A 19,802-nucleotide genomic window follows, 5' to 3' on the forward strand; every position below is an offset into this window, starting at 1 on the left:
TAAGAAATTCCTCCAAGCCCCTCTCATTTATTATCGTGAGATTGCCCCACTCTTATTTTTTCTTGTTTTTCGCCATTGCTGATTTTTGTTGGTTCACAATTTGGCGATAGACTTGTTGAACTTTTGCTTCGCTTGGACGTTGGCCACTCGCACCTAAAAGCGTACGGACTGCTTCAATATTCAAACGTGGGTTTGATGCAAATTCTTTTTCAAATTGACGACGAAGCAAGAACATTCCTGCAACCATCCCACCAAAGAAAGCTAAAATAATCAACAAAATTCCTAAAAAGAGATTCATACAATTTTCTCCGATCCATTATTTTTACATAACTATCATTATATCAGACAATCGCTTATTTTTCAATGTCAAAGCCGTAGAGTGTCGCAAGATAATCTTCTGGTTTTTCTGCTCGACGAATCAAACGGGCCTGCCCATCTTCTTGAAGCAAAACTTCTGCCGAACGCAACTTGGCATTGTACTGATAGCCCATTGAAAATCCATGGGCTCCAGTGTCATGGATCACGAGTAAATCTCCAATCTCCGTCACGGGTAGTTCTCGTTGTTTGGCAAATTTATCGTTGTTTTCACAGAGACTTCCCACGACATCGACCACTTCAGTTGGTTCATCTGAACGATCCATATTGGTAATATGGTGATAAGCACCGTACATAGCCGGTCTAAGAAGATTCACAGCTGAAGCATCGACACCCACATAGGTCCGGTAGGTTTTCTTTTTATGCGTCACTCTGGTTACCAAGAGGCCGTGTGAAGCCAGCATAAAGCGACCAAGCTCGGTATAGATTTTCACATGACCAAGTCCTGCTGGTTTAAGAATCGCATCAAAAACGCGATGCACGCCCTCCCCAATAATGGCAATATCATTTGGTTCTTGTTCTGGCTTGTAATTGACCCCAACTCCACCAGAGAGGTTGATGAAGCCCAAGTGGACACCTGTTTTCTCGACGACTTCTACTGCTAATTCAAAAAGTTGACGCGCTAGCTCTGGATAGTAGTCGTTGGATACAGTATTAGAAGCTAATAAAGCGTGAATGCCAAACTCTTCCACACCTAGTTCTTTCAACTCGATAAAGGCTTGGATCAATTGCTCCTTGGTCATTCCAAACTTGGCTTCTTCAGGATTGTCCATAATATCGGTTCCCAGTTCAAAAACTCCACCAGGATTATAGCGGCAAGAAATGACCTTGGGAATGCTAGTCACAGACTTCAAGAAAGCAATGTCTTCATAGGCGTCCAGATTGATCGTTGCCCCTAATTCTCTAGCATAGACAAATTCATCTGCTGGCGTATTGTTAGAAGAAAACATGATCTCTTTTCCACTAAAGCCCAGTTTATCCGCCATTAACAATTCGACATAGCTGGCAGTGTCGACACCACAGCCCTCTTCTTGCAAAATTTTTAGGATCGATGGGTTAGGAGTTGCCTTGATGGCAAAGTATTCCTTAAATCCTTCATTCCAAGCAAAAGCTTGATGGAGAGCACGAGCCGTTTCACGAATTCCTGCTTCATCATAGAGATGGAAAGGGGTAGGGAATTCTTGGGTCAGGCTTTCTAATTGTTCACAGGTTACAAAAGGTGTTTTCATAAGCGCTCATTTCTATTCTTTAGTCACTATTAGTATAGCACAAGTCGAAAGACAAAAAAAGCCGAGGCAACTGCCCCAGCTCAATCTCTCTTTGATTAGTCGTTTCTTCCGAAGATACGAAGAAGGCTGATAAAGAGGTTGATAAAGTCAAGATAAAGTTCCAAAGCCATTGCTACTGCCCAACCTGTAGCAGGTTGACCATTTGTTTGATCATAGACATAGCGAATCTTTTGGTTATCCCAAGCTGTCAAACCTGCAAAGAGGAAGACAGAGATAATACTCAAGATATAGTCCATTCCAGAACTTCTCAAGAACATGTTCACAACAGAAGCAATGATCACACCGATCAAGACTCCCATCAAGGCACGTCCCATTCCAGACAGGTCCTTTTTCACGACGCGTCCGATAGCTCCCATGACAATAAACATCAAGGCACTGACCAAGAAAGCCTTATAGACAGTTGCTTGCATGTAGCGAGCAATGATAAAGCTCAAGGTAAAGCCATTCAAAGCTGAGTAGATCAAGAAGATCGGAAGAGCAGACGGGCTATTTTTAACAGCCTTCCCACTTGCAACAAAGACCAAGATCAATTCTACAACCACTGCTGCGTAGTAAACCATTGGTGCGGTTGTCAAGATTTGTACGAAGAAGTCTTGAAAGACTGTCATCATCAGGCCAGACACAAGGGCTGAAATCCCCACACCGATCCCAACTAATGAGTAGATTTTGTTATAAAAAGCATTCAATCCACTTTGTTCTTGGATTACTGAATCATTATACATATTAACAAGTTCCTTTCAAATTTGTTTACTACGATTTTAACATTTTTCGATGAAAAAATCTCCTTTTAGCCATCTTTTTACGCCATGGTTCTGAAGCTTCTTTAACAGCCCAGTATTTATCCACCATGGTCACTACGAAGGATTCTTTGTAGCGAGGCGGAGCAAGGGTAGCTCCCCACATGTGTTTAATAATGATGTCTTCTTCCTTGGCATTGAGATCTGTGATCTTTCGTGCATTTCTCACGGCAATGCGGGGATGGATCCAGGCGTGACTTTTCGTAAACTTGGTCTCGCGCCAATCATAGTAAAAGAGGTCATGCAAGAGGCCACCCCGAGCCGTACTTTTGGCATCCCAACCAAATTTTTTAGCCAGTTTATAACTGGTATAGCTCACATGAATGGAATGCTCCAAACGATTGGAATGAATATGGTGGGGAATGTCGGCTAATTTTTGAACCTTAGGATGCTGGATCAGATGGCCTACATAGGTCATGTATTCTTTGTCACGATGATATTGCATAAGATAACCACCTTTCGTTGATAAGCTCTCCCAATAAGATCTCCATCAACTTCTTCTTACAGGTTAAGTATACTTCTTTTTCTCAAAATTTCCTTAAAGAAAACATCAAAATTCCTGCTGCCACTGCAACATTTAAACTCTCTGCCCGACCTGGCATGGGAATATGAACCAGCTGGTCTGCTTGTGCCGCCATTTCCTGGCTGATGCCATTTCCTTCATTCCCCATAACCAGGATAAACTGATCGGTCTGAGAAAGCTGACGGTAGTCAATGGAAGCTTCTGAAAGCGTCGTTGCGAGAACTGCTAGATGAGAGTGCGCAGCTCGCTCCAATAGTTCTTCTCGATCCAGTTTCCAGATAGGAATATGGAAATGACTGCCCTGCATGGATCGAAGGGTCTTGAGACTGTATAGATCAGCGGAGGCTTTCGAAAGCATGACGCCATCAAAACCTGCTGCATCTGCTGTTCGAATCATCGTCCCTACATTGCCAGGATCCTGTACATCCTCCAAATAGAGGAATCGCCCTTGTAGCTGATCCGGAAGCTCTGGCTGCTCTAGAAGAATCTCTGCGACAATCCCTTGAGGAGTCTTCGAATCTGCCAAGAGGCTTAAGATCTCCGGAGTCACGATAGTGACTTTTTGGATGTCCTCTACCCGGTCTAAATAGGCTTCTAAAACAAAGACCTGCCGAATCTTCGCATGATTTTCTACTGCCTCTTCAAACAGATGCCAGCCTTCAATGAGATAAGAATCTGTCCGGTATTTTTTTTGATGTAATTTTTTTGCATTTTTGATTACATTATTGGATTTAGACGTTATAATATTCATAGAACTATTATAGCACAAAGAAAAAGAAGAAATCATACCTCAGATAGATTTCTTCGAGTCAAGGAGGTCGCACATGCAAAAGGTAAAAATGATTGCCCAAGGACGGGTTCAAGGGGTTGGCTTTCGCTGGGGAGTCTACAGTCTTGCTTTAGAGATCGGTGGGATCACTGGCCGTGTCTGGAATAATGACGACGGAACAGTTGGCATTCTGGCACAGGCAGAGTCTAGTAGCCAAATGGCCAAATTCATCCAAGAAATTCGCAAAGGTCCTACGCCTTTTGCGCATGTGACTTATTTAGATGTTACGCTCGCAAACTTTGAAAACTATACAGACTTCAAAATTGCAAATTAAGACTAGAGAACTATTGTGTATTTTCAAAAAAAACAGTAGAATAGAAAGGTAACATTAAAAAAAAGAAGGAACTATTTGTGAAAAAAAATAAACTTGCATTACTTGCATCGATGGGACTAGCTTCGCTTGTCTTCTTATCAGGATGCGTGAGTGTCGATCGGAAAACTGGAAATCCGACTGGATTGATCTGGAATCTTCTTGGCCGTCCAATGGGCGAAGCCATCAAATTCTTTGCCAACAACCTTGGCTTAGGCTTTGGGATCGGGATTATTATCGTCACCTTGATCGTACGGTTAATCATCTTGCCACTTGGTTTGTACCAATCATGGAAGGCAACCTACCAATCTGAAAAGATGAACTACTTAAAACCTATCCTTGGGCCAATCCAAGAGCGCATGAAGAACGCTAGCACACAAGAAGAAAAGCTATTGGCGCAACAGGAATTAATGGCTGCTCAACGTGAAAATGGAGTTAGCATGTTTGGTGGAGTTGGGTGTTTGCCACTCTTGATCCAAATGCCATTCTTCTCAGCTCTCTTCTTTGCAGCTCAGCACACCAAAGGGGTAGCAGATAGTAGCTTCCTTGGCATTGCTCTCGGCAAACCAAGCTTGCTCTTGACAGCGATCGTAGCAGTTCTTTACTATATCCAAAGTATGCTTTCTCTTCATGGAATTGAAGATGAAACCCAAAAGGAAAGCATGCGCAAAGCATCACTGATGAGTCCGATTATGATCGGTGTCTTCTCATTGATCTCCTCAGCCGGAGTAACTCTTTACTGGGTAGTCGGTGGGGTGATCCAAATTATCCAACAATTTGTCATCAACTACTTGATTCGTCCAAATCTTCGCAAACGAGTCGCTGAGGAATACAAAAACAATCCTCCTAAAGCGACTAGTCACCGCGTGAAAAAAGATGTCACACCTACTGCAACGACACAAATCCAACACAAACCAAAAAACAACCGCAATGCAGGAAAACAACGCAATAGAAAGTAGTACAAACTACTAATTCTAGCGGTATACAGTAGCACTTGAACCCAAGGTTCAAGTGCTTTTTTTGATATCGTTCAGTCAGCAAAGAATTTTCACTCTCACAAAAAGATTAAGAGCACAAAAAAACAAGCCCTCTTGGAGGGCTTGCGTTTTATAGTTACGCTGTTTTTTCTACGTTCAAAATTTTCACTTGGTAGCTTCCAGCTGGTGTCTCAACAGTGACAACGTCACCTGTCTTCTTACCAATCAAAGCGTGACCGATTGGGCTTTCGTTAGAAATCTTTCCTGCAAAGGCATCTGCCCCTGCTGAACCAACGATGCTGTATACTTCTTCATCTGTTTCGCCAACTTCTTGAACTGTAACGGTTTTTCCGATCGCTACTTCGTCTACTGCAACAGCGTCACTATCGACGATTTCTGCATAACGGATTTTTGTTTCCAAGCTAGAGATTTGACCTTCAACAAAAGCTTGTTCATCTTTTGCTGCTTCATACTCAGAGTTTTCTGAGAGGTCACCATATGAACGAGCGATCTTAATCCGTTCCACCACTTCAGGTCGACGGACCAATTTCAATTCTTCTAATTCTTGTTCCAATTTTTCTTTTTCTGCTAGGGTCATTGGGTATGTTTTTTCTGCCATTATTCTTCTCTTTCTATTATTTGAATGAAAAAGCTGTGGACGCGCCACATGCTTTTTCTAGTTTGAACTTGCTTGTGTCAATTTACTATTGACGTGTTCTTCAACATTTTTATTGTGTTCTTCGTATGTCTTAGCGAAGAAAACTTCACCATTTTCGACATTTGCGACAAAATACAAGTAATCGGTCTTACTTGGGTTCACCGCCGCTTCGATCGCTGATACTCCAGGGTTATCCACTGGGCCAGGCATCAAGCCGGTATTCTTATAAATATTATAAGGTGAATCCAGCTCTGTATTGATCGTTGCATCTTCTTTTAAGGTCGTCTTTTGACCAAGTTTCCCTTCTGCATAAAGAATTGCAATATTACTTTGCAAAGGCATGTCTTGGTTCAAGCGGTTATAGAAGACACTCGCGATATCTTTGCGGTCCTGATCCGTCGCCCCTTCTTTTTCAACCAAGGAAGCAAGAGTCAATACTTCGTTTACATTGATGTTCTTGCTCTCAAGTGTTTCATAGTATGGGCTTAAGTTTTGATCCATTGCCGCAAGCATCTGATCGATCATCTCTTTCACTGTGGTATCTTTCCCATAGTTATAAGTTGCTGGGAAGAGATAACCTTCTAAACGGTAGCGAACACCAGAATCCTTACTTGGCAGATTCGCCAAGAGCTTAGGATATTTGGCCACCATCTTCTCAATAAAGGCATCGTCTTGGACAGCCTTCAAGAAATCTTCTTTCTTAAATGGAGTCTTGCCTGCCTTCTTAGTGGAGACATTGGTGGTGATAGCCGTCGCAATCTGATCGATCGTATAACCTTCTGGAATCGTGACCTTTCCAAGAACTGGAGCCTGAGGAGTTTTGGTTCCCTCTTCTTGCAGTTTTTGGATGATGGTTTCTAGATCCATGCTCTTTTGCAAATTGAAATAACCAGATTTGAAATTGCTATAGTTCTTGAACTTGGTATAGTAGTTAAAGAACTGACCATTTTTCACGAGTCCTTTTTTCTCAAGGATCGCGCCAATCTCACGATTACTTGAACCTGCTGGAATCTCAACCGTTACGAATTCTGTTGCATTTTTATCCATCGGCTTGACAGCTGAATGGATATAGGTCACAGCAAAGATCCCTGTAGCTACGATCACAATCAGCAAAAGGCTGACTACTGTCCGCACAATTCGTTTAGCGATTTTATTTTGTTTCTTTTGTTTTTGTTGGCGCTGGTTACGAGAAGAGCGCGATAAGCTTTCCTCTACCGGTTCCTGACTTGGTTCTTTTTTAGCAGGCTTTGTAAGCTCACTCTTTTCTTCCACAGCAGGAGTCGCCTTTACCGGCTCCACTGGTTCTTCTTTGGGAGCCAACGCAGATTCTTCTACTTTTGGAGGTAGTGTTGCTTCTTCCTCCTCTTTCAGTGAAGAAGGGGTTTCAATACTTCGATCAGGTAGATCATACTCTTTTTCGATTTTTAGAAGTTGCTCATTGGCCTCTTCTAAGTCTCTGAGGATCTGCTCTTTGAAGCTTAATAACTTCTCACTGTCTTGTGATTTATCAGTCAAATAATTGACCTCCCTCATCATAATCCTTAATATTATATCTTAAAAGATTTAGAAAAGCAATACAAATCGCCTTTCTTCTTTAAAATACCTATTTAATCAAGTTTTTCATTTTCCCAGACCAGATTGTACCAAACTTCACCCGCATATTGGGATTCTGACCGGCCTTCATTGGTAAATCCTTGCTTTTCATAATAAGGAATCAAATAATCATGACAGGTCAAATTGATCCCTTGGCGATTATCTTTCAACGCAATCTCTTTCATCGCTTCAAGCAAAAGGGTTCCCACTCCAAGTCCTTGAGCTTCTTTAGCAATGGATAGACTCGTAATGGAAATAAAGCCCTGTTCTAACTGACTTAGATCTTCAACCTCTGAAAAAGAGGAATCGATCAAATAGCGCTCCGGTCTAACAGGTCCTTCTAAATAGCCTAAAATCTGACCCTGGCACTCTGCTACAAGAAATGTCGTTTGAATCTTTTCGATGTGATCTTTTAAAATCTCACGCGCAATCGCTTCTTCTTCTGAGAAATTCTCAAGCTCAATGCGCTCGATGGCATCCAAATCCTGCAGCTCTGCCTGTCTAATGTGAATCTTTTCTTTCATCATTTACTCCTTCTATCGTTCCCAAACCATATGGACACCTCGGTCAGACTCAGCTTCATCCCGAAATCCTTGCTGGGAAAAATAAGATAGTAAGTCTTCTGGGCAATCGATCCAAATGGCTTTCTTTTCCTTTTGAACAGCTAGATCCTTTAAAGCAGCAATCAAAATAGAACCATAGCCTTGACCTTGAAAGGCTGGCCTCACTGCTAATCGCAATACGATTAGGTCTCCTTTTAAAGGCTGGTCTTCTGTCGCCAACAAGTAAGCCACAGCATCCCCCACCTGCTCTGCAAGCAAAGAAATGGCTTCCTTCGAACCCAGCGCTTCCTCAAGAGTGGCCCTGTGCTCCTTTCCTTCATTGTCATGAAGTTCTTCTTCTAGTAAGCCCAGCTGTTCTTGATCAGCTGGGGTGATTGATCGAATCATCATCCTGCTTTCCTCATCTCATACTCCTTCAGTGGACAGATAAATTTGAGTCTGGAACCAATCGATTCCAGACTCAATCATCTCTTATTGTACACTATGTGTCAAACTAGATAATAAACGCTCAAATGAGTATTCATAGGTTTGAATATCTCCTGCTCCCATAAAGACATAGACTGCATTATCATGGTCAAGAAGAGGAGAAACATTCTCAGCTGTAATAATCGCTGAACGTTTGACAATTTTTGCTTCCAAGTCTTCAACTTTCACATCGCCGTGATCGACTTCCCGTGCAGAACCATAGATCTGTGCCAAGTAAACAGCATCTGCTTGATTCAAGGCTTCTGCAAATTCATCTAACAAGGCAATGGTCCGTGTAAAGGTATGTGGTTGGAAAATCGCCACAATCTCTTTACTTGGGTATTTTTGACGGGCCGCATCCAAGGTTGCAATAATTTCCGTTGGATGGTGCGCAAAGTCATCGATGATCACTGTTCCATTGACTACTTTTTCAGTAAAGCGACGTTTCACTCCAGCAAAGGTCTTCAAATGCTCGCGGACTAAATCTAAATCAAATCCTGCAATGTAAAGCAAACCAATGACTGCTGTAGCATTCATGATATTGTGGCGACCAAAAGTTGGGATATGAAATTGCCCCAAATCTTCTCCACGGAAATGAACGTTGAAGGTTGAACCTGTCGTTGAGCGAAGCAAGTTGCTTGCCACAAAATCGTTCGTCTCCTTATCAAAACCATAGTAATAAATTGGTGCTGATGAGGTAATCCGACGCAATTCTTTGTCTTCTCCGTAGATGAAGAGGCCCTTACTGATTTGTTTGGCATAATCGTTAAAAGCATTAAAGACATCTTCCAAGCTCGTGAAATAGTCTGGATGGTCGAAGTCAATATTGGTGATGATGCTGTATTCAGGATGGTAAGGCATAAAGTGGCGTTCATACTCATCTGATTCAAAGACAAAGTATTTGGCTGCTGCAGAGCCACGACCTGTCCCGTCACCAATCAAATAACTGGTGTCAGTGATATTTGATAAGACGTGAGAAAGCATCCCTGTTGTCGAGGTTTTTCCGTGTGCTCCGGCAACCCCCATGCTGACGAAGTCACGCATAAATTCACCAAGGAATTCATGGTAGCGTTTATAAGTTAGGCCATGCTCATCTGCATAAGCAATTTCCACATTGTTATCTGGACGGAAAGCATTCCCGGCAATGAGGATCTTGTCGCCTTCCAAATTTTTCACATCAAATGGATAAATTTGAATTCCTGCTTGTTCCAAGCCACGTTGCGTAAAGTAATACTTCTCAACATCTGACCCTTGAACCGTATGTCCCATTTGGTGAAGCATGAGGGCTAAAGCACTCATCCCTGCTCCTTTAATTCCAATAAAATGGTATGTATTAGACATGTTTTCTCCTTATTCTTGATCTAGATGGGTTAAATCCAATTCTTGTTTGATTGGCTGTGGTTTCAACTTGTGCTGATCTTTATTGTATATTTGGCTAGTCTTTAAGAAATCATAATTGTTTTTCTTTTCAGTCGGTTCTGCCACTTCTGGTTCTCCTGCAGATTCGAACTCTGCAAGGATCAACTGATCTTGTCGTAATCGTTTGCTATATTTCAATAATTCACCCGGATTTTCCTTTTGGAAGGGAGCCGTTGGCTGACCAGGTTTTCGTTCAGAAATAAATGGTTTTTTCCGTTTACTTGTAGTAGCTGCTGGATCCGTTGTCAGATAGGGAGCTGTGCGTTTCTTTTTCAGATCTTCACGAGCGCGCTCTCTCGCTTCCTCTGCATAACGATTGGCTGGGCTTTTTTTATCAATCGGCTCTTTAAAATCAGGTTTTCTTACTGGCCGTCTTTTCGGTAGGGGCTCTTCTAATGGTTGGTGGTAAGGATGCTTAGGTTTGGTATTTTCAGCAATCGGTTGCCATTCCAAATAATTTTTATCCACATAGTCGCCTGTAATGTTACTAATCAAGTCTGTTTCATCATACAGGTTCATGTGGGGCATCTCTGTTAACATCAACTCATTATCCCCTACTTGAGGAAAATATTTTTCTGTCATGCTTTCTTCCTTTCGACACTCCATTAATTATAAACTATTCACAGAATTTTTCAAGCTATTCTGACTGAATTCCAAGAATCTCACGAATTTCCTCAACCGATAAACTAGATCGTGTTTCCGTTCCGTCTAAAATCGTTGAGACCAAGTGTCTTTTGGAAGCTTGTAGTTCTTGGATTTTTTCTTCGATCGTACCACGAGTAATCATGCGGTAAACTTCAACATTTTGTTCCTGTCCCATTCGATGGGCACGTCCAATAGCCTGGTCTTCCACTGCAGGATTCCACCACAAATCGACTAAGATGACCGTATCGGCACCAGTGAGGTTCAATCCAACCCCTCCAGCCTTCAGAGAAATGAGAAAAGCATGGCGCTCACCTGCATTAAAAGCATTGGTCATTTCTTGTCGATCTTTAGCGGGAGTAGAACCTGTGATTTTAAAGGAGGTCATGCCAAGCTGGTCAATCTCCTGCTCTAGGATATCCAGCATGCCTCTAAATTGAGAGAAGATCAAAACCCGGTGTTCGCCATCCTTGATTTGACCCAAAAGATCTCGAAGGCTCTCCAATTTCCCACTATCTCCCTGATAGTCTTCCATAAAGAGGGCGGGGGTATCACAGATTTGGCGAAGGCGCATGAGACCCGAGAGAATTTCCACCTTACTCCGATTTAGTTCTTCCTCGCTAGAGCTTCGAACCCGATCTTGAATTTGTTTTAATTGAGCCAAATAGATCGTTTTTTGGCTTTCATCCAACTCATTGTGGTAGGTTGTTTCAATCAAGTCCGGTAATTCTTGGAGCACTTCATCTTTTTTCCGTCTCATGACAAAAGGTTTGACAAATCGTGCAATGGTCTCAGGACTCAATTTTTGAAATTCTCTTTTAGCTGGGAAGAGCCCTGGAAGGACAATTTGGAAAATGGACCAGAGTTCACCCACATGATTTTCAATCGGTGTCCCAGATAGGGCAAACACATGCGGAACCTCAAAGCCACGTAAGTGTTGGGCAATCTTGGTTTGGGCATTTTTCATGACCTGGGCTTCATCTAGAATCAAGTACTCATACTGATTCTTCTGGTATTCCTCCACATCTTGACGAAAAGATGCGTAACTAGTGATAACTACCTGTGGATTGGTTGCGATGAGTTCATCTCGGTGCTGCTTGAGACCATAGACGACTGCCACTTCCATCTGAGGAGCGAATTTTGAAAATTCTTGTTTCCAATTGTAGATGAGACTAGATGGAGCTAGAATCAAGATTTTAGTTTCTTTTTTTGCGACACTGGTCAAGAAGGAAATAGTCTGCAGGGTTTTCCCAAGCCCCATATCATCCGCTAAAATACCACCAAAACCATAATGATTTAACATGGAGAACCATTTAACCCCTGTTTCTTGGTAATCCCTTAGGGTCGCTTGGATTGTCATCTGAGGGAGTTGGAAGTCTTCTGGATGAGTCAAATCATGAGCTAAATTTCGAAAGTCTTCTGAAAAATGAACATTGTCTTGATCTGCCAACAAATCAGATAGCTGATAAGCGGCAATCCGGCGGGCTTGTAGTTTCCCACCCTTGCTCATTTTCGCCCGCAGATCTGCTAAGGCTCGACTGATCTTCTTGGTTTCTTCATCAAAGACAAGAACTTTCCCTGTATGGCTGACAAAATAGTCTTTTTGCCCTACTAGAGCTTTGAGGACCTGGTCCACTTCGGCTGGATCCACACTTTCAAAGTCAAAACCGATCTCCAGTAGACTGCCATTGGTTTTAACATCAATTTTTGGACGCTCCACTTGATAAAGATCTAAAAGGCTATCAGAGAGGGTAACCTCTCCTAAGGCTTCAAAAGTCGGGATCTGTTGGTGAAAGAATGGATAGATTTGCTCACTTGATAAAGGACTTCTTTGGGAAGAAAAATCATCCGTAAAACCTGCTGCTAGCATGGTTGAAAAGACTTCTTGCTCCTTATCGAAATCACTAGAATAAGGAAGATTGAGAAGTTCCTCACGCGTGGTCACCACACGATCCTGGTATTGAAAGACAACATCCAGTAATACAGTCTGATCCTGTGCTAGATCAAAATGAAATTCCGGAGTGAAATCGTGGATTAAAAAGCTGGTCGGGGCTGTTATTTGTCCCAGTTTTTTGAACTCTTTTAGACTATAGGAAAGTTTGGTCTGATCCGTTGGATCAAAATGCAGGCGTTTTTTGCGATCCTGATCCATTGGAAGATCTTGGATGGCCTTCCATAGGGTTCGCTGTTGGGGCGTCAGGTGATAGAAGACACCATTTCGAAACAGGTAAACAGCCGACTCGACAACCTTCACTTGTGGCTCCGTAATGATCAATTCGTAAAAATCACCATGGTCTTCCACCTGAAAATGAAAGAGATCTTCCTCCCCATGGACATCCTGAAAATAGACTTCAGAAAAATCATACAAGCTGTATTGCAAGAGGAAAGAATCCAAATTCATCAGTAATTCTACAGCATCTTCAAAGAGAGTCGGTGGAAAATAAAGATGGCGCCCAGCATTGGGAAAGAAATCTTGCTCTTTCGAGCCACTATCTGTGACCAAGCCTTGTAGGAAATTGATCACATCCTGACTAGGCCCATCAAATTCTAAATAAGAAATGGGTTCATAGTAACTTTTGCCAATTGCAAAGTGGCCTTCTTTTTGAAGGGTCTGCAAAAAAGCTAGCACATCTCTGATCACATAAGAACGCTCGTCTGGCAAGCGACGAATGCGAAGGGTCCACAAGAATTGACCAGAGTATTCATCCTCCTGCCCGACTGCTGATAAGACATAACGTGTTGCTTTCTTTTCGATTTTTGGAAGAACCTGGTCTAAAAACAAACTTCCAAAAGAGACCTTCTCCTGCGTTTCTTCAGTCGCCGTGGCGTCTTCTTCAAGACTTGCAAGAGCTGCTTTCCCACTGTCATCATTCTTCAAAAAAGCTTCCACAGCTGCCAGATGCGTACAGAATTTTTTCTTTTGAAAGAAAGCACAGCTACAAAAAACAGCATCGTCGTCCAAACTGTACCGCAAGCTTTCTTCTTCCACCCGAAAATATAGGTATTTTTCTTTTACTTCCTGAAGGGAAACCTTCCCAGCTTCATAGAGAAGGCTCCCTTGTGAACGAACCTTCCCAGGAATTAATTTTGCCATGTTTACCACCTTAGATTAATCCCTTTATTATACCATATTTAAGATAAAATTAGAAAAGATAATTTTACTATTAAAAGGATTTTAACTTACTTTTAGAAAAAAACTGAGACAGTCTTGTCCCAGCTTTTCACCTGATTTCGTAATAGAGTTACCTCAATCAGCTATCCATGATTTTTCTCTTTTAACCGTCTGAGCGAACAATAGACAGAATAGCTAAATAGAGAGGAGAAAGATCCCGATAGCCCACAAAAAATACGACCTATTTTTTAATAAATCCCCAACAATAGGATCAAGAGCTCCAAGCTTACGATCGAACCGAGAAACAAGAGATACAGATAGATTTTAAATAATAAGTACACAAACCTAAAGCTCTCATGATCTTCATGAGTTTACTCTTCTCAACCTTAAAAAAAGCTAAGGAATAAAGCATATCCGGACTATGATACTACGCATCTGACTATCCTCCACTTCATTTTACCAGCTTATTAAAAAAAGCAACGCTTATGCGCTACTTTTAGTTGTTTTCATAGTTGGAAGAATGAGCATTTTATCATTTGAAATATCCTTCTCCACTTTGATCCATTTGTCTCGTATTCCCTACTTCCGTTTTCGCGCAATCAAATGGATTGGAGTTCCTTCAAAAACAAAGGCCTTGCGAATTTGGTTCTCCAAGAAACGGAGGTATGAGAAGTGCATCAGTTCTTCTTCGTTAACAAAGACCACAAAAGTTGGCGGCTTGGTTGCCACTTGTGTCGCATAGAAGATCTTGAGGCGTTTTCCTTTGTCGGTCGGCGTTGGATTAATGGCAATGGCATCCATAATCACATCGTTCAAGACAGCTGAAGGAATCCGCGTATTTTGACTCTCACTGATCTGTTTAATCATCTCTGGCAACTTGTGCAAGCGTTGTTTAGTTAGGGCAGAAACAAAGACAATCGGCGCATAAGAAAGGTATTGGAATTGATCGCGAATGTCATCTTCCCACTGCTTCATGGTATGGTTGTCTTTTTCAATAGTATCCCATTTATTGACAACAATGATCATACCTTTACCAGCCTCATGAGCAAAGCCAGCGATCCGCTTGTCGTACTCCCGAATCCCTTCTTCGGCATTAATGACCATCAAAACCACATCTGAACGGTCGATGGCACGCATGGCACGCATGACAGAATATTTCTCAGTGTTTTCATAGATTTTACCAGATTTGCGCATACCGGCTGTATCGATCATGGTAAATTCTTGGCCATCTGCATCGGTAAAATGGGTATCGATGGCATCCCGTGTAGTTCCAGCAACAGGGCTTGCGATGACCCGGTCTTCTCCAAGGATCGCATTGATCAAGCTTGATTTCCCAACATTTGGGCGACCAATCAAGCTAAATTTGATGATATCTGGATTTTCTTCTTCTGTATCATTCGGAAGATTTTCGATGATGGCATCGAGCACATCCCCAGTTCCGATCCCGTGGACAGAGGATACCGGTAGTGGCTCACCCAGTCCCAAGGCATAAAAGTCATAGATATCATTGCGCATCTCTGGGTTATCCACCTTGTTGACCGCTAGAATCACCGGTTTATGGGTCTTATACAAGATACGAGTGACATATTCATCCGCGTCCGTGATTCCTTCTTTACCAGAAACGACAAAGACGATCACATCTGCTTCGTCCATGGCGATTTCTGCCTGATGCTTGATTTGCTCCATAAATGGGGCATCTACGTCATCAATTCCCCCCGTATCAATGATACTAAATTTTCGATTCAACCACTCAGCTGTTGCATAAATGCGGTCACGAGTGACTCCTTCTACATCCTCAACGATGGAAATCCGCTCACCGGCAATCCGGTTAAAGAGTGTAGATTTTCCGACATTGGGACGGCCTACAATCGCAATAGTTGGTAGGGCCATGATTTCCTCTTTTCTAATGAAAGGCGAGACTTCGGTTCAAGAACGCCTCTCTTCATTTCATAATAGTTTGTGTTTTTCTAGTAGTTTTTTGGTCTCTTCTTGTTCAGGTTGACCAAATTGAGCTGCAAGGCGCTCGCTCCAGCTATCGGTTGCACGCGCTCCAGCGTAATCTGCCTGAACCTTGTCATAGGCAGTCACAACTGATAGGTCTTGTTCTTGGTATTCTTCTTCAAAAGCAACCTGTTCCAATGGCAAACGTGGTTTCACTGCATGCTGCTGATTAGGTACTCCGAGAGCAATCCCAAAAACAGGATAGGTATAGTCTGGCAGACGGAATAGTTCTGCGACTTCTTCTGAACAGTAGCGCAACATGCCGATAATCACTCCACCATAGCCGAGACTTTCAGCTGCCAATAGTGTATTTTGAGCTGCTAGAGCCGCATCCACTGAGGTGATCAGTAAGTTGTCCACCCCTTCAGGATGAAAATCCTGCTCATGAAGTTTGACAGCTTTTTCAGCACGGTTTAAATCCCCAACAAAGAGGAGAAAGACGGCTGATTGGCGAATCGCTTCTTGAGGAAGCAAGTCGTAAAGAGCTTCTTTCTTTTCCTTGCTTTTGACCACAATCACAGAATAAGACTGAAAGTTTTTCCAACTTGATGCCATCTGCCCAGCTGATAAAATTTCCTTGAGGTCAGCTTCTTTGATGGCTTCTTCCTTAAAACGGCGAACAGAAAAATGAGATTTCATTAAACGGATGGTTTCATTCATCGGCGATTGACTCCTTCCAGATGGATTTCCTTGGCTAAAAATTTTACGCGCTCCATGACACGTTTGGCCTGCCAGGTTTCATCTCCATTGCGCGAAACCGCAAAATGACGCTCCAACTCTTCAAAATTAAAGTTAGAAGTAAAGAAGGTTGGGAGATTTTCCTGCATCCGGTGCTGCAAAATCACTTGTAAGATTTCATCTCGCACCCAGGCTGACATCTGTTCCGCACCGATATCATCAAGAATTAAAATTTCGGCTTTTTTCACCTGATCGACGGTTTCTTTGACCAAGCCCGAACTGATGGCATTTTTGACATCGATAGCAAAACTTGGGAAATGAAGTAGGGTAGTTGAGGCCTGGCGTTTTTCGGATAAATCATGAGCCAAGGCTGCCATCATGTAGCTCTTTCCTACTCCAAAATCACCATAGAGGTAGATCCCCTTTTGATATTCTGGATAGTTGGACACAAAATTGGCTAATTCTTCAAAGGCCTCAAATCGTCCCTTATCATCGAGCTCTACCTTGGCTAGACTCGCTTCTTTCAAGGTTGAAGGGAGATTGATCAAGTTGAGACGTTGGTTGATCGCAGCTCGTTTTTGGGCTTCGATTAACTCTGGCGTTTCCTCATAAGCGACATCCGCATAGCCTTCATTCATGGTGAGGATGGGCTTATAACCTTTGGCAATATAATCCGAATCTCCCAATAAGAAACGGTTGCGTTCACTAATGTATTGATTAAATTTTGAAATACTCCGTCGAATTTCTTGTTCAGACAAAGACTGGTCCTTGATAAAGGCAGCCACTTCTTGGTCTGCCAAGATCTGTGCGACCAAATCCTCATAGTTAAATTGACGCGCACGGTTCATGTGAGACATGGTTTGACCTACACTTTCCATCTACTCACCTCCTTGATTCAGTTTTTCTAATAGGCGTTGTTTCTCTTTAGCAAGATCCACCTTTTCTGCTTGACTGGTTTGATTTTGATAGTTTGGTTGGCTCCACTTGGGAACATTGCTGTTCTTGCCCTTGGCTGATGTAGGACTCGTCCCCTTGTTTCCTTGAGCTTTAGCTTGTTCCTGGCGTTCTCGAACTTTTAAAATCGCTAGTTCTGCACTGTTGACCCCTTGATAAGAAAAATCATTTCCCACCTTCAAAGCATACTTTTCATTGAGATTAGCAGACTGGGTCTTGTTAAAGGTCAACAACAAGATAATATTGATCACCTCGTCTAGTAAGCCTAGATCAGCTAACTTGGATAAAGTCTTGCGTTCGCTCTGCGTAATGGTCGCATTGCGTGCCTTCTTAATCTCCGCTAGAAATTGTAGGCTGGATTTTGCCTTAGCTTCTCTCAGAATGGTTTCTTCCTGACGGCTATAGGACATGCGGGGTTGCTCTTGGTTGGCCTGAGCCAACTTTTGCTTCATTCTCTTTGGAGAGACAATCCGGTCTACAGCCGTTTCTTTTGCTAGGAGATAGGTTTCATACCAGGTCCATTGTTGCTCTTCTGCGATGGCAAAGAGAGCTAGGGTTGCTTCTCCTTCATCCGCAAAACGAAGTCCATCACGCCCCATCATTCGCTTAAACATCTCCATATCAAACTGCTGTTTCTTACTTGGAAGAACGGTCGTCTCCCCAGCATCTAGTCCAAAGACTTGCGAGAAGGAAACTTGCCGTCTAGTCCCTAAAGAGCGAGCTGGGATCAGATCCTCCACGGCCTTTTCCCCAATCTTTTTTTCAAGCAAGCGTTTAAAAACAGCACTCGAAAAAAATTGTTCTGAGGCAAGAGGAGCATGTAACTGGATCGTGATCCCAACTTCTTCCTCATAGAGATCCATCAACCCCATAGCAATTAAACGATCAAAGGCGAGTAGCAACTGTGGAAATCCTATATTCAAGTGATTGAGGATTTGAGCAAGTAAATATTGTTTTTCACCCTGATCATAAGAGGCGAGCAGATAACGATAAACTGCTACAGTTTCTGTCTCTAAAATAGGCAGGTAATACTGCTCCAATGCAGCCCCTGCCGGTGGAAGAAGATTATTTTTTAAAAATGCGAAAGGCGTATTGGGCTTCATCTATTTTTCCTTTTTCTTCTTGGTTCCCTTCGTAATTTGTTTCAAGAGGGTTTCTAACTCACCGACATCCTTGAAACTCCGGTAAACACTAGCAAAACGGACATAGGTGATCTCATCTAGATCTGCTAACTCATCCATGACCAACGAACCAATATATTCACTGTTGATTTCATTATCACTTTGGCTGCGAACCTTTTGCTCGATCCGGTTTACAATTTCTTCGATTTCGTCACTAGAAACAGGCCGTTTTTGAGCTGAGCGGATAATACCATTAAAGATTTTATCACGAGAAAATTGCTCGCGTGTCCCATCCTTTTTGACAACCACTAGGGTCCGCTCTTCCACTCGTTCGTAGGTAGTAAAGCGATAATGGCATTCTTCGCATTCCCTGCGACGACGGATGGTGTTCCCATCTTCAGCTTGTCGACTATCCACCACACTAGACTTACTTCCACCACATTTTGGACAACGCATTTGCTACCTCCTTAAACTGTTTTAACACTTCATTTTACCATAAATTGAATCGTAAAGAAAGCAGAAGAACAGGAGAATCCCCTATGCTTGCTCCTCATTGATCCATAAAAAAGAGTCGAAGGACGATTGAATAAAATCGTTTTCCTTTCGACTCTCCATTTATATTAAAGTGATAATTCAGCTTCTAAGCCATAGTGATCACTGACATGGGGTTTGTTTTGATCATCAAAAATGACATGTAGACGCTGGATGTCCCATTCTGGACTTGCAAAGACGTAATCGATTCGCAATGGAACTTGATTGTCCGTCCAGCCATCGATTCCAGGGCCTACAGTATAAGTCCCCTTTGTTTCTTTGGCTTCGATAAAACTATCTTGAAGTTTTAGCGAACTGGATAGAATCGTTTCATACCCTTCTTGACCAGCAGGATTATTGAAATCACCAGCTAGAATAAAGGGTTTGCCTACTTGGCTGAAGTAGTTCTCAATGCGTGGCCACTCAAATTGGAAACCTTTGTCCCACCAAGAAAGATGGACGCTGGCAACAGCAATCTCTTTGCCATCTACACTTGTATGGGCAACGGCTACTCGACGAGTATGGTAGTCCGTTGGATCATCCATATTGGATACCAAAATCTCATCCGCCTTCAAGGGTTGACGCGAAAGAACGGCCACACCCTCATTGAGGTGATCATAGCCAATATGGTTGTAGGCCCAAGTCCAATAATAGTGGAGTCCATGAGCAGCTAACTCTTCTACCAATACGCGAACAAAGTGATCCTTGTGAATCGCTACAGATGATGGCAAAGCTTGATAATACTCATCTGTTTCGACTGTTTCTGAGGCCATTTCTTGATTGACCTCTTGGAAACAGATCACATCATATTGCGCTTCTAAAATTTGTTCCTTGAGGGTTTCAAATTTTTGCTGAGCATTCTCTTCCATCCAACTATGGGAATTTAATGTTAAAAATTTCATCCCCTGATTTCTCCTTCTCTCCAAATCAAGAAACGGCAAGAGGCCGGGTGCACTGCCCCAACC

At 42.5% G+C, this 19,802-nt stretch carries 20 protein-coding genes; 2 read left to right on the top strand and 18 right to left on the bottom strand.

Annotated elements, in window-relative coordinates:
* Nucleotides 1-52 precede the first annotated feature (52 nt).
* The 5 genes from HMPREF2685_RS08645 to HMPREF2685_RS08665 all read right to left on the bottom strand — a co-directional run bounded on the left by HMPREF2685_RS08645 (nucleotide 53) and on the right by HMPREF2685_RS08665 (nucleotide 3,735).
* Nucleotides 53-298, bottom strand: coding sequence for a YneF family protein (locus tag HMPREF2685_RS08645; protein WP_031575486.1), 246 nt, complete (start codon nucleotides 296-298; stop codon nucleotides 53-55).
* Between the two features lie 55 nt (nucleotides 299-353).
* Nucleotides 354-1,604 carry a diaminopimelate decarboxylase gene (locus tag HMPREF2685_RS08650; RefSeq protein ID WP_070466409.1) on the bottom strand — a complete coding sequence of 417 codons (1,251 nt, stop codon included), beginning with the start codon at nucleotides 1,602-1,604 and terminating at the stop codon, nucleotides 354-356.
* A gap of 95 nt (nucleotides 1,605-1,699) precedes the next feature.
* On the bottom strand, nucleotides 1,700-2,386 hold the full coding sequence (locus tag HMPREF2685_RS08655) for a Bax inhibitor-1/YccA family protein (RefSeq protein ID WP_003008369.1): 687 nt from the start codon (nucleotides 2,384-2,386) through the stop codon (nucleotides 1,700-1,702).
* 28 nt (nucleotides 2,387-2,414) lie between these two features.
* Nucleotides 2,415-2,906 carry an HDIG domain-containing metalloprotein gene (locus HMPREF2685_RS08660; RefSeq protein WP_003005617.1) on the bottom strand — a complete coding sequence of 164 codons (492 nt, stop codon included), beginning with the start codon at nucleotides 2,904-2,906 and terminating at the stop codon, nucleotides 2,415-2,417.
* Nucleotides 2,907-2,988: 82 nt separating this feature from the next.
* Nucleotides 2,989-3,735, bottom strand: coding sequence for a TrmH family RNA methyltransferase (locus HMPREF2685_RS08665; protein ID WP_049523730.1), 747 nt, complete (start codon nucleotides 3,733-3,735; stop codon nucleotides 2,989-2,991).
* A 73-nt stretch (nucleotides 3,736-3,808) separates the two neighbouring features.
* On the opposite strand from HMPREF2685_RS08665, the gene HMPREF2685_RS08670 reads away from it, so the two are divergent.
* The gene (locus tag HMPREF2685_RS08670) at nucleotides 3,809-4,087 is read left to right on the top strand and encodes an acylphosphatase (RefSeq protein WP_023918900.1); all 279 of its coding nucleotides are present in this window, start codon (nucleotides 3,809-3,811) and stop codon (nucleotides 4,085-4,087) included.
* A 77-nt stretch (nucleotides 4,088-4,164) separates the two neighbouring features.
* A complete protein-coding gene (yidC, locus tag HMPREF2685_RS08675; protein ID WP_003008377.1) occupies nucleotides 4,165-5,082 on the top strand; it encodes a membrane protein insertase YidC in 918 nt (305 codons plus the stop codon).
* Nucleotides 5,083-5,236: 154 nt separating this feature from the next.
* Here yidC and greA read toward each other — a convergent pair whose 3' ends face one another.
* From greA to HMPREF2685_RS08740, 13 genes are all read right to left on the bottom strand, one after another.
* Complete coding sequence (gene greA, locus HMPREF2685_RS08680) at nucleotides 5,237-5,719, bottom strand: transcription elongation factor GreA (protein ID WP_003005389.1); 483 nt, start codon at nucleotides 5,717-5,719, stop codon at nucleotides 5,237-5,239.
* Between the two features lie 57 nt (nucleotides 5,720-5,776).
* The gene (gene mltG / locus HMPREF2685_RS08685; RefSeq protein ID WP_371106514.1) at nucleotides 5,777-7,294 is read right to left on the bottom strand and encodes an endolytic transglycosylase MltG; all 1,518 of its coding nucleotides are present in this window, start codon (nucleotides 7,292-7,294) and stop codon (nucleotides 5,777-5,779) included.
* Between the two features lie 71 nt (nucleotides 7,295-7,365).
* Nucleotides 7,366-7,875 (bottom strand): GNAT family N-acetyltransferase, encoded by a 510-nt coding sequence (locus HMPREF2685_RS08690; RefSeq protein ID WP_176745539.1) that lies wholly within the window; start codon nucleotides 7,873-7,875, stop codon nucleotides 7,366-7,368.
* 12 nt (nucleotides 7,876-7,887) lie between these two features.
* Nucleotides 7,888-8,304: a GNAT family N-acetyltransferase gene (locus HMPREF2685_RS08695; protein ID WP_070466411.1), complete on the bottom strand. Its 417-nt coding sequence runs from the start codon at nucleotides 8,302-8,304 to the stop codon at nucleotides 7,888-7,890.
* An 81-nt stretch (nucleotides 8,305-8,385) separates the two neighbouring features.
* Nucleotides 8,386-9,720 carry a UDP-N-acetylmuramate--L-alanine ligase gene (gene murC, locus HMPREF2685_RS08700; protein WP_003005130.1) on the bottom strand — a complete coding sequence of 445 codons (1,335 nt, stop codon included), beginning with the start codon at nucleotides 9,718-9,720 and terminating at the stop codon, nucleotides 8,386-8,388.
* A 9-nt stretch (nucleotides 9,721-9,729) separates the two neighbouring features.
* Nucleotides 9,730-10,380 carry a divisome accessory protein ZapJ gene (locus HMPREF2685_RS08705; protein WP_003017389.1) on the bottom strand — a complete coding sequence of 217 codons (651 nt, stop codon included), beginning with the start codon at nucleotides 10,378-10,380 and terminating at the stop codon, nucleotides 9,730-9,732.
* 55 nt (nucleotides 10,381-10,435) lie between these two features.
* The gene (locus tag HMPREF2685_RS08710; protein ID WP_070466413.1) at nucleotides 10,436-13,534 is read right to left on the bottom strand and encodes a pilus expression-regulating Snf2 family helicase; all 3,099 of its coding nucleotides are present in this window, start codon (nucleotides 13,532-13,534) and stop codon (nucleotides 10,436-10,438) included.
* Between the two features lie 597 nt (nucleotides 13,535-14,131).
* Nucleotides 14,132-15,442, bottom strand: a complete 1,311-nt coding sequence (gene der, locus HMPREF2685_RS08715) for a ribosome biogenesis GTPase Der (protein WP_031575509.1) — start codon at nucleotides 15,440-15,442, stop codon at nucleotides 14,132-14,134.
* A gap of 57 nt (nucleotides 15,443-15,499) precedes the next feature.
* A complete protein-coding gene (locus HMPREF2685_RS08720) occupies nucleotides 15,500-16,213 on the bottom strand; it encodes a nitroreductase family protein (RefSeq protein ID WP_070466415.1) in 714 nt (237 codons plus the stop codon).
* Entirely contained in the window at nucleotides 16,210-17,109 is a 900-nt protein-coding gene (gene dnaI / locus HMPREF2685_RS08725; protein ID WP_070466417.1) for a primosomal protein DnaI, read from the bottom strand. Before dnaI ends, HMPREF2685_RS08720 begins: the two co-directional genes overlap by 4 nt.
* Complete coding sequence (locus HMPREF2685_RS08730) at nucleotides 17,110-18,288, bottom strand: replication initiation and membrane attachment family protein (RefSeq protein ID WP_070466419.1); 1,179 nt, start codon at nucleotides 18,286-18,288, stop codon at nucleotides 17,110-17,112.
* A complete protein-coding gene (gene nrdR / locus HMPREF2685_RS08735; protein ID WP_003005476.1) occupies nucleotides 18,289-18,762 on the bottom strand; it encodes a transcriptional regulator NrdR in 474 nt (157 codons plus the stop codon).
* A 164-nt stretch (nucleotides 18,763-18,926) separates the two neighbouring features.
* Entirely contained in the window at nucleotides 18,927-19,739 is an 813-nt protein-coding gene (locus HMPREF2685_RS08740; protein WP_049474028.1) for an endonuclease/exonuclease/phosphatase family protein, read from the bottom strand.
* Between the last annotated feature and the right edge of the window lie 63 nt (nucleotides 19,740-19,802).

The sequence above is a fragment of the Streptococcus sp. HMSC074F05 genome, from assembly GCF_001808725.1.
Taxonomy (GTDB): domain Bacteria; phylum Bacillota; class Bacilli; order Lactobacillales; family Streptococcaceae; genus Streptococcus; species Streptococcus parasanguinis_I.